The sequence below is a fragment of the Priestia sp. P5_B4 genome, from assembly GCF_056400385.1.
Genome location: NZ_JBFULJ010000024.1, coordinates 1 through 12,950 on the forward strand (window position 1 = coordinate 1; position 12,950 = coordinate 12,950).

At 39.1% G+C, this 12,950-nt stretch carries 11 protein-coding genes; all 11 read right to left on the reverse strand.

Annotated elements, in window-relative coordinates; all coding sequences use genetic code 11:
- Positions 1 to 168: 168 nt before the first annotated feature.
- The gene (locus AC1DRF_RS05145) at positions 169 to 1,257 is read right to left on the reverse strand and encodes a BMP family lipoprotein (protein WP_013058816.1); all 1,089 of its coding nucleotides are present in this window, start codon (positions 1,255 to 1,257) and stop codon (positions 169 to 171) included.
- Between the two features lie 133 nt (positions 1,258 to 1,390).
- A complete protein-coding gene (locus AC1DRF_RS05150; protein ID WP_216884711.1) occupies positions 1,391 to 2,116 on the reverse strand; it encodes a GntR family transcriptional regulator in 726 nt (241 codons plus the stop codon).
- Positions 2,117 to 2,473: 357 nt separating this feature from the next.
- Entirely contained in the window at positions 2,474 to 4,831 is a 2,358-nt protein-coding gene (locus AC1DRF_RS05155; protein ID WP_477740397.1) for an FtsK/SpoIIIE family DNA translocase, read from the reverse strand.
- Between the two features lie 138 nt (positions 4,832 to 4,969).
- A complete protein-coding gene (locus AC1DRF_RS05160) occupies positions 4,970 to 5,179 on the reverse strand; it encodes a YlzJ-like family protein (RefSeq protein ID WP_043976531.1) in 210 nt (69 codons plus the stop codon).
- Positions 5,176 to 5,928, reverse strand: a complete 753-nt coding sequence (locus AC1DRF_RS05165) for a ClpP family protease (RefSeq protein ID WP_013058820.1) — start codon at positions 5,926 to 5,928, stop codon at positions 5,176 to 5,178. Before AC1DRF_RS05165 ends, AC1DRF_RS05160 begins: the two co-directional genes overlap by 4 nt.
- 105 nt (positions 5,929 to 6,033) lie before the next feature.
- The gene (locus AC1DRF_RS05170) at positions 6,034 to 7,701 is read right to left on the reverse strand and encodes a ribonuclease J (RefSeq protein ID WP_477740398.1); all 1,668 of its coding nucleotides are present in this window, start codon (positions 7,699 to 7,701) and stop codon (positions 6,034 to 6,036) included.
- 195 nt (positions 7,702 to 7,896) lie between these two features.
- Positions 7,897 to 8,769 carry a 4-hydroxy-tetrahydrodipicolinate synthase gene (dapA, locus tag AC1DRF_RS05175; protein ID WP_097824491.1) on the reverse strand — a complete coding sequence of 291 codons (873 nt, stop codon included), beginning with the start codon at positions 8,767 to 8,769 and terminating at the stop codon, positions 7,897 to 7,899.
- 75 nt (positions 8,770 to 8,844) lie between these two features.
- Positions 8,845 to 10,077 (reverse strand): aspartate kinase, encoded by a 1,233-nt coding sequence (gene dapG / locus AC1DRF_RS05180; protein WP_013084757.1) that lies wholly within the window; start codon positions 10,075 to 10,077, stop codon positions 8,845 to 8,847.
- A gap of 39 nt (positions 10,078 to 10,116) precedes the next feature.
- Positions 10,117 to 11,160, reverse strand: a complete 1,044-nt coding sequence (gene asd / locus AC1DRF_RS05185) for an aspartate-semialdehyde dehydrogenase (RefSeq protein ID WP_477740399.1) — start codon at positions 11,158 to 11,160, stop codon at positions 10,117 to 10,119.
- Positions 11,161 to 11,351: 191 nt separating this feature from the next.
- Positions 11,352 to 11,957 (reverse strand): dipicolinate synthase subunit B, encoded by a 606-nt coding sequence (locus AC1DRF_RS05190; protein WP_477740400.1) that lies wholly within the window; start codon positions 11,955 to 11,957, stop codon positions 11,352 to 11,354.
- Positions 11,957 to 12,856, reverse strand: coding sequence for a dipicolinic acid synthetase subunit A (gene dpaA / locus AC1DRF_RS05195; protein WP_097824492.1), 900 nt, complete (start codon positions 12,854 to 12,856; stop codon positions 11,957 to 11,959). The genes AC1DRF_RS05190 and dpaA overlap by 1 nt, the downstream gene beginning before the upstream one ends.
- Positions 12,857 to 12,950: the final 94 nt, after the last annotated feature.

Genomic DNA, 12,950 nt, shown 5'->3' on the forward strand with positions numbered 1-12,950 from the left:
TACCAGGAAACTCTTTGCGAATATCTAGCATTTCAATAACATATTCCACTGCTTTCACTCCCTATTCCTGCCTGCTACAGGATYCTGTCTTCCGTTTTTTGGCTATAAAAAAGGCTAGTTTTCACTAGCCTTTTATACTCATATAATCATTGCTTAACAGACGTCAGCTTATTTTTTAAGCGTTTTTTCAAACTCTTTAAATTCTTTATCCGTTTGAGGCACTGTAATGTCACCGTCTAGAATTTTTTGCTTATACTCATCAACTGCTTTTAACGCATCTTTGCTTACATTATCTTGTGATGGAGCGATTCCTACTCCGTCTTCTTTTAAGCCAAACACAACTTCTTTACCACCTGGGAATTTGTCGTCCATTGCTTTTTTAGCAACATCTTCTACAGCCAAGTCAACGCGTTTAACCATCGAAGTTAACGTTACGTTTTCAGGCATACCTTCTTCATGCTGATCGCGGTCAACTCCAATTACCCAAACTTTTTTGTCTTTCCCGCCTTTTGAACGGTTTTTAGCTTCTGTAAATACGCCGTTTCCAGTACCGCCAGCCGCTTGATAAATAATATCAGCGCCTTTGCTGTAAATCGTAGAAGCAATAGCCGAACCTTTTTCTGGAGAGTTAAAACTTTCTGCGTATTGAGAGATAACTTCAGCATCTGGGTTTACAGATTTAACACCTGCTTTAAATCCGTTTTCAAACTTCTTGATTAATGGAGATTCAACGCCTCCGATAAAGCCGATTTTGTTCGTTTTTGTTTGTTTAGCTGCCACTACCCCTACTAAGAAGGAGCCTTGCTCTTCTTTAAATAGAATGCTTGCCACGTTATCTAAGTTCTCTGACTTTAGCGTATCGTCTACTAATGCAAAGTTAGCATCAGGATACTGCTTTGCTGCTTTTTTAATATCTTCTTTTAATAAAAAGCCAATTCCATACGTCAAGTTATAGCCACTCTCAGCAAATTTAGAAAGATTGCTCTCGTATTCAGATGCTTTTGTAGACTGCAAATACTTATATCCAGTTCCTTCATCAAGTCCGTTATCTTTCCCGAACTTTGTCAGACCTTCCCAAGCAGATTGGTTAAACGATTTATCATCTACCCCGCCCGTATCTGTTACCATTCCCACTTTAAAATCCGCCGCTTTTTTATCTCCGCCGCTTTTACCTGCGTCGTCTGAGCCACACGCGCTTAAAAGTGTTCCTGCCGCTAATACTAGTGATAATGCAAGTCCCGTTTTACGTTTTAACATGTTTTAACCCCCTGAATAGTTTTAAAAGTATAAAGCCAATTTTCTATTTCGTCCTTGTGACCTACATTTGACACCTCCTTAAAAGGACAATGTTAAACAGTTGTAAATTTTCTGACATTTAAACACAAAAAAACTAGACGCGTTTACGCAGTACTTGGAAACTGAATTGATCTGCTTTAAAATAATTGATGGAATATAAAATGGGTTCATCATGCTGGTCATAATGCATTTGTTTCAGTACAAGCAAAGCGGTTTCTGGTTCGCATTGTAAAATAGGAGAAACTTTTTCATGATAGCCTAGAGGCTCAATGTTTGCCACGGCGTATGAAATGTGTTTTCCTGCTTGTTTTTCAAGAATTTCTAGCAATGACTCTTGTTTATATTCAAAATTTTCAGGCAATATTTTTCGAGGAACCTTGTCCATGCAATATACCACCGGCTCTCCGTTTGCCGTTCTCACCCGTTCAACAAATAAAATCTGTTCATCTTCCCCGCAAGCAAAACGTGTTAAATCATTTTCAGACAACTCTTGTATTTGAGAAGATAAGAAGATTGTTCCAGCCTTCATACCRGCTTGTTCAATCATATGTGTTATACTATTTAATTGCTCAATCCCTGACAAAAAAGTAGGCTTCGTGTTGACAAATGTTCCCACGCCGTGTCTGCGAACAATAATATTCTCTTCTTCTAATATGCGAAGTGCCTCACGTAGCGTTGCGCGGCTAACCCCTAGCTGCTTTGATAAATCAAACTCTGAAGGGAGTCTTTCCTTTTCTTTAAAAATTCCTTTTTCTATATTTTGTTTAATTTTATCAATCACTTGTAAATACAAGTGCCGATTATCCGCACGTATAGACATCACTCTTCCTCCATATTAAAAAGTCATCAGACCTCTGATGTTCGACTACTTAATCGAAAATAATATATCATTTTTCGACAGATAAATAAATAGGTTATATTAATTTTTTATTAAAATTTTTATTATTTTTTTAAAAAAATGAATTTTTGTTATTTTTTAATGTCAGCATACCTAACAACCTGCTTTTCTTCTAATATTAGATAAAAACCAAACAATTTAGTCATTAAATTTTTTAATATTCGTTTTTATTTCATTTATTTAGCATGACACATTTTTGTATGATACTATTCTTCCTCTCTTTCGTTTCATAAAAAAGATGACTTGCACATATGCAAGTCATCTTTTTTATGAAACTTATTAAGATCCAACATCCTCATTTTGCTGAGAAATCAGCACGGAACGCGGCTTACTTCCTTCATAAGGCCCCACCACTCCACGCTCTTCCATTGCATCGATCAAGCGTGCAGCCCGGTTATAGCCAATTCGAAAGCGTCGCTGCAGCATAGAAACAGAAGCTGTTTGCATTTCTGCTACAAGCTGTACCGCTTCATCATATAACTCATCTGCAAAATCATCAACTTGTTCAGGAGCATCGGTTGGAATCATTTCTTCTTGATACTGCGCTTTTTGCTGTGCAATTACAAAATCAACAATTTCTTCTACTTCTTCATCTGATAAAAAGGCACCTTGCACACGCACAGGTTTTGAAGCTCCAACAGGCATGAACAGCATATCTCCTCTTCCTAGAAGCTTTTCAGCTCCTCCCATATCTAAGATCGTACGAGAGTCAGTTTGTGAAGATACACTAAAAGCGATTCGGGAAGGAATGTTAGCTTTAATAACTCCGGTAATAACATCTACTGATGGTCGCTGTGTAGCAATAATTAAATGAATGCCGGCAGCACGAGCCATTTGAGCAAGACGTGTGATCGAATCTTCGACGTCAGACGAAGCAACCATCATCAAGTCAGCCAACTCATCGACAATCACCACAATATAAGGAAGAGTCGGCTGTTTTGCATCGGCGTCTCCATCGTCATTCATACGTTTTACTAAATCGTTATATCCTTCAATGTTTCTCGTTCCGCTGTGTGAAAACAGCTCATAACGTCGCTCCATTTCATTTACAACTTTCTTTAAGGCTTGAGAAGCTTTTTTCGGATCCGTTACAACAGGAGCCAATAAATGTGGAATACCATTGTACATATTGAGCTCAACCATTTTAGGGTCAATCATCATTAATTTTACTTCATGAGGCTTTGTCCTCATTAAAATACTAATAATAATACCGTTGATACACACACTTTTTCCGCTTCCTGTTGCCCCTGCTACAAGCATATGAGGCATTTTATTAAGCTCTGCTAGCACAGCTTCGCCTGAAATATCTCTTCCTAAACCAACTAATAGCTTTTTATCCGGTCGGTTATTTTCAGTTGCTTCAAGTACTTCTCTAAGTGAAACCATCGCTACTTCTTCGTTCGGCACTTCAATTCCTACCGCTGATTTCCCGGGAATTGGAGCTTCAATTCGAATATCTTTGGCAGCTAATGCAAGTGCTAGATCATCACTTAAATTGACAATCTTACTTACTTTTACTCCTACATCAGGATATACTTCATATTTTGTAACAGCTGGTCCAAGGTGAACTTTTGCCACTTTTGCTTTTACGCCGAAACTTTGAAACGTTTTTTCAAGTTTTTCGGCATTTTTATAAATGTTTTTATGCTCTTTTGCCTGGTTGCTTTTCTTTGGCATCGTTAATAGCTTGATAGGAGGAAGCTCATACTCTTTATTTTCCGTTTCAGTAAATGTAATCATAGGAGCTTTTTCTTCTTCCTTTTCCTTTTGTGGCCTTGGCTGTTGCGGTGCAGCAGCTACAGGCTTCGATTCCATAACCGGCGGCACCGGAGCTATAGGAGCAGCAGGAGGTTGACTAGACTCTTCCTCTCCGTAGTCAAAGTGTTCAATAATTGGAGGCGAAGGTGCTTCTACTTCTATGTCCATGCTTTCTTCAGGTTCTTGAACAGCTTTTTCTTGGCGTCTCTTTGTTGTTGTTTTAGGGGCTTTTTTCTTTTTATGTTTCCACTTCTGAATATCTTGCCAGCCTTCTTTTAACTCCGTTGTTAAAAAATTCACTAGAGGTGACAAAAGTTTTAATACCGTTTCGTGAAGCGAACGTCCGGTAATAAGCAGTACCCCAATCACAATAAGCAAGGCAGCGATAAGTTCTGTTCCTAAGCTATCAAATAGATAGTAGAACATGGCAAACATAATAGCTCCTATCATCCCTCCGCCTAAATCGCTGTGATTTGATTGCCCCGTTGCTTCGAGCGTATACAAATCCCACGTGTTCATAATGACAGACGGATCTGTAAACGTTCCATTTTTTGATAAATTTTCAAATAACGTAACATGACTAAACAGTAAAATAGATAAAATAATGAGATATGTACCGATAAGCTGCCGCGTCACTAAAGGAGGCATTTCCCTTTTCCAAATAATATAAACAGATAGAATAGCCATTCCGATTAAACACAGCATATACCATTCGCCAATAAATAAGCGGACCACTAGTACAAGGGCCTGTCCTACAGCACCAAGTCCTGCCATGGCAATTAACGTTAATGCTAATAAAAGTAAGCCAATAAGCTCAAAGCGCAATATGCGTTTCCATTCATCCTTTTTTATTTGACCTCTTCGTTTTTTCTTTGCCATTTTTCCACTCCAATCAACGTCCAACACTCTATGTTGATTTTGTTTCTTTTATCAGTTGAATAAAAAAGCAGCCAATACAGCGGCTGCCTTCTTCGTCATATTCATTATACCATATTCACCATAATTATACTGAAATCCTTACGACAAAATTTGACCAGGATAATAATTTTCATTCAAATAATCTTGAGGATTCGTGCTTAAAATCCTCACAATTTGCTGTTGCTTTTGTTCATTTTCTTCAACAATAACCGGGATTCCATTATGGTTAATAAGCTTTGGCTGAGATTGTTCTTGTTGATAAGACTGCTGAAAGATTAGTTCTTGGGGCATCATTGTATACAAAATCATTGCAGCAGCTGCTCCTCATTCTGACGTCCTTGCTCAATCAGTTCATTCAACTTTTTGATCGCTTGAGCAACTCCGCCTACTTCGTTAATTAACCCGTATGAAACAGCATCTCCGCCAACTACATTTGTCCCGATATCACGCGTTAAATTCCCTTTTGAAAACATAAGTTCTTTAAACTTTTCTTCTGAAATATGAGAGTGTTCTCTCACAAAGTTAATCACGCGCTCTTGCATTTTATCTAAGTATTCAAATGTTTGCGGTACACCAATAACAAGACCTGTTAAGCGAATAGGGTGAATGGTCATGGTCGCTGTACCGGCAATATACGAATAATCAGTTGAAACCGCAATTGGAACACCGATTGAATGTCCGCCTCCTAACACAATCGACACAGAAGGCTTGGATAACGAAGCAATCATTTCAGCAATTGCAAGACCCGCTTCTACATCTCCACCTACTGTATTCAAAATAATAAGCAATCCTTCAATTTTTGGATTTTGTTCGATCGCCACAATTTGCGGGATGACATGCTCATATTTTGTCGTTTTGTTTTGAGGAGGCAGCTGCATGTGCCCTTCGATTTGCCCTACAATCGTTAAACAGTGAATATTAGAATCCTGAGGAAGCTGAGCCACGTTGGTCTGTCCTAGTTGTTGAATTTTATCTAATATTCCGCCCTTGCTTTCTTCATTTTTATTAGGCTGCTGAGGCGCTTCATCAGAATGTAATCTTTCGTTATTTTCAAACATATTCTAGCTCCTTTCACTTATTGATAGTAGTAGTATGAACTTCTCATAGTTATTACATCCGCATCAGCTGCAAATAAAAAGCCTTCCCAGCGGGAAGGCTTCACATTAGATTTCCATGATAATCGGTAAAATCATCGGTTTACGACGGGTTTTTTCATATAAAAATTGATTTAAACTTTCTCTCATTTTTAATTTTAATGAAGACCACTCGATCACTTTGTCTTCCATACACTTTTCTAAAATTTGCTGAACAATCTTCGTTGCTTCTTCTAAAAGCTTTTCTGATTCTCTTACATAGACGAATCCGCGCGAGATGATTTCTGGCCCCGCTACTACCGTTTTTTGGCGTTTATTAATCGTAACTACTACCGTTAAGATTCCGTCCTGTGACAGCAGCCTGCGGTCTCTTAGAACGATATTTCCAATATCACCGACGCCTAGTCCATCAATGAGCGTATTTCCTGCTTGAATAGAACCGCTAGGGTACATCCGAGCATCTTTAAACTCAACTCGCTCACCTTTTTCAAGCAAACAAATATGATCTTCTGATATTCCTAATTGACCGGCCAGCTTTGCATAAGCTTTTTGTTTTCGATACTCTCCATTCACAGGCATGACATATTTCGGCTTTGTTAAGTTAATCATAAATTTTAATTCTTCTTGACTGCCGTGTCCGGAAGCCTGCACTTTCTTCTGAGCAAACACTACGCTTGCTCCTAAACGAAAGATGACGTCAATTGTTTTTGAAAAGGTCGTTTCGTGCCCCACCACAGGTGTAGCAGCCAGCAGGACCGTGTCATCTTGTTTGATTTGAATAAATTTATGGGACTGTTTAGCCATTCGAGTAAGACCTAAAATCGGCTCTCCGTGATGACCTGTTGTTAAAATAACCGTTTCATGTTCTGGAAGATCTTTTAGCTTTTGCACAGGAACAATTAAATCCTCAGGCAGCTGCAAATGTCCAAGTTTTGCTGCAATATCAATGATTTTCAGCATATTTTTTTCCATAACGATCAGATTGCGGCCGTGCTGATATGCGGCATGAATGATTTGCTGAATACGGTGCAGATTGGAACTGTATGCAGCAACAATGATTCGACCTTTGCTTTTATAAAAAGCGTCGGTAATATTTTGTCCAATGACGGCTTCGGAAACTGTATAGCCTGGCTTATCCGCATTTGTACTGTCTGAAAGCAAACACAGGACGCCTTGGTCCCCAATGGCAGCCATTTTTCCAATATCAGCGCTTTGAATGCTGACTGAATTTTGATCAAATTTAAAATCACCTGTATATACAATCGCACCTTGATTTGTTTGTAAACAAATGCCGACTGAATCTTGGATGCTGTGCTGCGTTCTGAAAAATGAAATATCTACTCCTTCAAACGATAAAACCGTTGACGAAGTGATAGGATGTAAAGCTTCATATTTTTTAATTCCATATTCTTTTAACTTTTCTTTGATAAGTGCTAGCGTTAATTCTGTACCATATACAGGCACATCCAATTTTTGAAGTATAAAGGGAATAGCGCCAATTTGTTCTTCGTGTCCATGAGTAACAAATATGCCTTTTACGTTCTGCTGATTTTCTACTAAATATGTAATGTCCGGAATGACAATATCAATTCCTAACATTTCCCCTCCCGGAAACTTTGATCCTGCATCTAACACATATATGTTTTCATTGATTTCYACCACATACATGTTTTTTCCAAGTTCTCCGACTCCACCCAAGGCTGAAATTTTAATATTTTCTGTCTTTTCTAGTACCATAAGCTCCTCCTACTTACTTTCACCCGTACAATTTCATTTGCTTACATTATAACTGAAGTAAGAATTGGAATACAAGAAATTTCATTCGTCTATTTCCGTCATCTGCTCTTCTATTATCTTATAAGAAAAAAAACGTCTCTTCATCGACTCGTATATACGGTCAATGAAGAGACGTTTAAAAAACATACTTATAGCTTATAGCGTATTTAATGTGCTGACTAACGTTTGGCGTTCTTCTTCCGTTAACGGAACTAAAGGTAATCGTACCGATCCTACGTCTAACCCTTTTAGCTGTAAAGCCGTTTTAACAGGCGTTGGACTTGGAGCCGCAAAAAGAGATTTCATAACAGGTACAATACGCTGATGAATTTTTGCTGCTTCCTTCGGATTTCCTGACTCATACAGCTTAACCATCTCTTGCATTTCATTCCCAATAATGTGAGAGGCAACAGAAATAATACCAGTTCCTCCAACTGCTAGTACCGGTAGTGTTAAACCATCATCACCGCTGTATAAAGCAAAATCATCGCTTGTTTGTGCGATAATAGCTGTCATTGCGTCAAGATCTCCGCTTGCATCTTTTAACGCTACAACATTTGGCAGTTCAGCTAGGCGTACAATTGTATCAACAGACATATTGATCACAGATCGCCCTGGAATATTGTATAACATGACAGGCAGCTCTGTACTTTCAGCAATTGTTTTAAAGTGCTGATATAAGCCTTCCTGATTCGGCTTGTTGTAATAAGGTGCTACAATCATAATCGCATCTACGCCGATTTCTTCTGCCTTTTTCGTTAATTCAATTGATGCATACGTATTGTTGCTTCCTGTACCAGCCACAACAGGTACACGGCCATCTACTACCTTTACTGAGTGGCGGAACAGCGCCAGCTTTTCTTCTGTTGAAAGCGTAGGAGATTCACCCGTTGTTCCTGCAATAACCAACGCATCCGAACCGTTGCTGATTAAATAGTTAATAAGCTGCGTTGTTTTTTCAAAATCAATATTTCCTTTATGATCAAAAGGCGTTACCATCGCTGTTGCGACTTTCCCAAAATCAATCATGTTTTCACTCCTTGAAATTGCATTATCCCTATTCATGTAATGAACCGTTAGCTTATAGCTAACGGAACATGTAGTTTATCTCTTTTGCGGTGCTTTTGACAAGTCAAAGGCACCATGAAGAGCATTAACGGCTTTCTTTAAATCCTCTTCTTTTACAAGCACCCAAATCGTCGTATGGCTATCAGCAGATTGTAAAATCTGAATACCTTCGCCAGAAAGGGCTGTAACAATTTTAGAGGTAACACCAGGCACCCCTGCAATTCCTGCTCCAACCGTTGACACTTTGGCACAGTTGCGAATAACAGCCGGCTCATAACCTAGCGCATGAAGCACATCAATCGCTTTGTCAGTTGCTTCATCTGTTACCGTATATACAACACCCTTCGGTGAAATATTGATAAAATCTACGCTGATTTTTTCTTGTGCCATTGCTTTGAATACTTCTGCTTGCGTATCATAATGGCCTTCTTTACTAAAAACTTTAATTTGAGTGACGTTGGATACGTGCGCGATGCCTGTTACAAGGCGTTCTTGCACATCGCTGCCACGCTGCTGTGCTTCACCTTGAGATGTAACGAGCGTACCTGTTGAATCAGCATACGTGGAACGGACGCGCATCGGCACTTTGGCTTGCATGGCAATCTCTACGGCACGTGGGTGAACTACTTTTGCACCTTGATAAGCCATGTTGCATATTTCGTTATATGTGACAACGGATAGCGGTCTTGCATCTTCTACAATACGCGGGTCCGCTGTCATCACACCTTCTACATCTGTGAAAATGTCAATGTAATCAGCCATAAGGGCTGCACCTAAAGCTGAAGCAGATGTATCGCTGCCTCCGCGTCCAAGCGTTGTTGTATCACCTTCAGTAGTTGCCCCTTGAAAGCCTGTTACAACAACTACATCGTATTCTTCTAATTCTTTTAACAAACGGTCGCATTTCATTTCTAGTATCTTAGCATTGGTAAAATCATCATTCGTCACAAACCCGGCCTGTGCACCGTTTAACGCTGTAGCTTTAATACCATTTTCGTTTAATAAATTCGTAAACACTACTGATGAAATTAATTCTCCGCATGCCATAAGCATATCAAGCTCACGTTTATTAAGAGACGCTTTATTTCCATCAACAAGTGAAAGCAATGTATCCGTTGCATACGGCTCACCTTTTCGCCCCATTGCCGATACAACAACGACTACTTTGTAACCCTCACTTAATGCATTATTTAAATGATAGATTGCTCTCGCTCTTCCTTCTTCGTTACGAACGGAAGTTCCTCCAAATTTTTGGACGATTATTTTCATACTTACACCTCATCATGTTCCGAGACACTCTGGTTGCACTTATTTTACTAAGCTAAGCTTAATAAGTGATTCTGCAATTTGTACAGAATTCCAAGCTGCACCTTTTAACAAGTTATCAGAAACGATCCACATATGGAAACCGTTATCGCGATCTAAATCTTTACGAATACGGCCGACAAACACATCTCGTTTACCTACACAATCTGCTGGCATTGGATATACTTGATTTTCTGGATCATCTTGCAATACGATACCAGGTGCATCAGCCAATAAATTTTTCACATCAGCTACCGTTACACCGTCTTTTTCAATTTYAATGTACACTGACTCTGAATGACCTGTTACAACCGGTAGACGAACACAAGTAGCAGCTACTGGCAATTCAGGCATGCTCATAATTTTCTTCGTTTCATTAATCATTTTCATTTCTTCAAATGTAAAACCGTTATCTTGAAATTTATCAATTTGCGKAATGGCATTAAAAGCAATTTGATAATGTTTTTTATCTCCACCAACCGGTAAAATTTCCGGTGTAAACTCTTTTTCTTCTAAAATAGCTTTGGCTTGTTCTTTTAATTCATTAATTGCAGCAGCRCCTGCTCCAGAAACGGCTTGATACGTTGATACTAGTACTTTAGATAAGCCGTATGTTTCGCGTAATGGCTGTAATGCTGCAACCATTTGAATTGTAGAGCAGTTTGGATTAGCAATGATTCCGTTATGTGCGTGTAATGCGTCTTCATTCACTTCCGGCACAACTAACGGGACATTTTCATCCATTCGATAAGCGCTTGTGTTGTCTACAACGATTGCTCCGCGTTTTACTGCCTCTGGTGCAAGTGCTTTTGAAATGCTCCCGCCTGCACTGAATAAAGCAATATCTACGCCTTCAAAGCTATCAGGAGTTGCTTCTTGCACAACAACTTCTTCTCCGTTAAACAACACTTTTTTACCAGCTGAACGAGCTGAAGATAATAACGTTAATTTACCAACTGGAAAATTACGCTCCTGTAGGGTTTTAATCATTTGTTGTCCTACTGCACCTGTTGCTCCTACTACTGCTACATGTAATTCTCTTGTCATTTTAATACCGCCTCCAACAATTTTCAACTACTCAACATTTATCTGCATATACTGACTATTTTAACATATTATTATGCTTCATTGCGTCAAAGAAGAGAAGATTTTTAAAATCTTCTCTTCTTTGAGATTGAGAGTTCTCTTACAGCCGCAGTATTGAATAGATTCATGCAACAGCAAGAGGCATATATGTCCTATGACTCTTGACCGTCGCKGAACCTTTCGACAATAACCGGCTGAATCTGTTTATCTTCAAGCGCTGCGTACACCGTGTCTGATAACATCGTCATACGCGCTACCATTGAATTCGGCTTAAACACCGGGTCATCTTGACCAAATGGAATAAAATAAATATTTTTAGTCGCCATTAGCCTCATTAAGTTTACACCATTTAGCCCTAGTGCGTCATTAGTCGAAATTCCCAGTACCACCGGCTTATTATTACGAAGCGTTGCTTTAGCTGCCATGAGTACCGGAGATTCAGTCATTGCATTTGCAAACTTACTCATCGTATTCCCAGTGATTGGGGCAACCACCATACAATCAAGCGGAATTTTCGGTCCTAGAGGCTCTGCTTTTACAATTGTATTGATGACGGCGTGACCCGTTAATTCCTCAATTTTTTTCACCCAGTCTTCTCCATCTCCAAAACGAGTATTTGTGGATTGTACAGTGTAAGAAACGACCGGTAACACTTCTGCTCCCAAATTAACAAGCTTTTCAATTTCCGGCATAACCGCATCATACGTACAGTGAGATCCCGTCAAGCCGAATCCTATTCTTTTACCTTTTAATGACATTATTTTTTCTCCTCTCTCGCATCCGCAGCGTCTTTTAATAAATTCACTAATACATTAGCGACAATCTGACCTGCTGTTTTTGGAGCCACAATTCCTGGAAGACCAGGTGCTAAAATAGCTTTAATTCCTCGTTTTTCCGCATAGCGGAAATCGGTTCCTCCAGGCTTTGAAGCTAAATCAATAATGAGCGCATGGGTCGGGACATTACATAATGTCTTAGCCGTTAAGATGGGGTATGGAATGGTGTTAATACATATATCACTATCAGCAATTTCTTTGTCGAGTTCAGAAAGATAGAAAGGTTGCAAACCCATTTCAGCAATACGTGCTAAATGTTCAGATTTTCTAGCTCCTACTTTTACATTGGCACCGAGTGCAGCAAAGGACCTCGCCACGCTCATTCCTACTCTTCCTAAACCTAGAACAGAAATATTTGAACCGTGAATGGTAAAATCCGTATGTTGAATAACAAGCATGATGGTACCTTCAACAGTAGGAATAGAGTTATAAATTGCTACATCATCACGCTCAAATAGCTGAACGAGTTTACGGTTTGTCGTTTTGACTAATTCGTTTAAATACCCATTGCTAATACCAGAATAAATAATGCAGTGCTCAGGCGTTTTTTTAAGTATTTCTTCAGTCAGCACTACTTTTTCATTTGAAAAAATAGTATCTACTTGCCCTTCGTGATTTGTTCCAGGCACTGGAAGGATGATGGCGTCAACATCTGAAAAATCCAGCTCCTCTATCTGATATTTCGTCGCACCWGTAAAACCATGATCTAGCTGATCAAAACCAATAAGAGAGGTTTTTGCATCTAATTGAATTAATTTTCGAATGACTTCAAGCTGCCTAGCATCACCGCCAATTACAGCTATGTGCAAATCCGTTAACATGTTTCATTTTCACCTTCTTTAACATTAAATAGATGTATCTTTCGCTTAAACCATCGAGATGTAAAGTGCTATCATTACGCCCTAGAATGCCTAT

Excerpts from the sequence above, each read along its gene's own strand:
- AC1DRF_RS05145 (WP_013058816.1), bottom strand. The coding sequence starts at position 1,257 with ATGTTAAAACGTAAAACGGGACTTGCATTATCACTAGTATTAGCGGCA.
- dapA (WP_097824491.1), bottom strand. The coding sequence starts at position 8,769 with ATGATTGATTTTGGGAAAGTCGCAACAGCGATGGTAACGCCTTTTGAT.
- dapG (WP_013084757.1), bottom strand. The coding sequence starts at position 10,077 with ATGAAAATAATCGTCCAAAAATTTGGAGGAACTTCCGTTCGTAACGAA.
- AC1DRF_RS05165 (WP_013058820.1), bottom strand. The coding sequence starts at position 5,928 with ATGTTTGAAAATAACGAAAGATTACATTCTGATGAAGCGCCTCAGCAG.
- AC1DRF_RS05160 (WP_043976531.1), bottom strand. The coding sequence starts at position 5,179 with ATGATTTTGTATACAATGATGCCCCAAGAACTAATCTTTCAGCAGTCT.
- AC1DRF_RS05155 (WP_477740397.1), bottom strand. The coding sequence starts at position 4,831 with ATGGCAAAGAAAAAACGAAGAGGTCAAATAAAAAAGGATGAATGGAAA.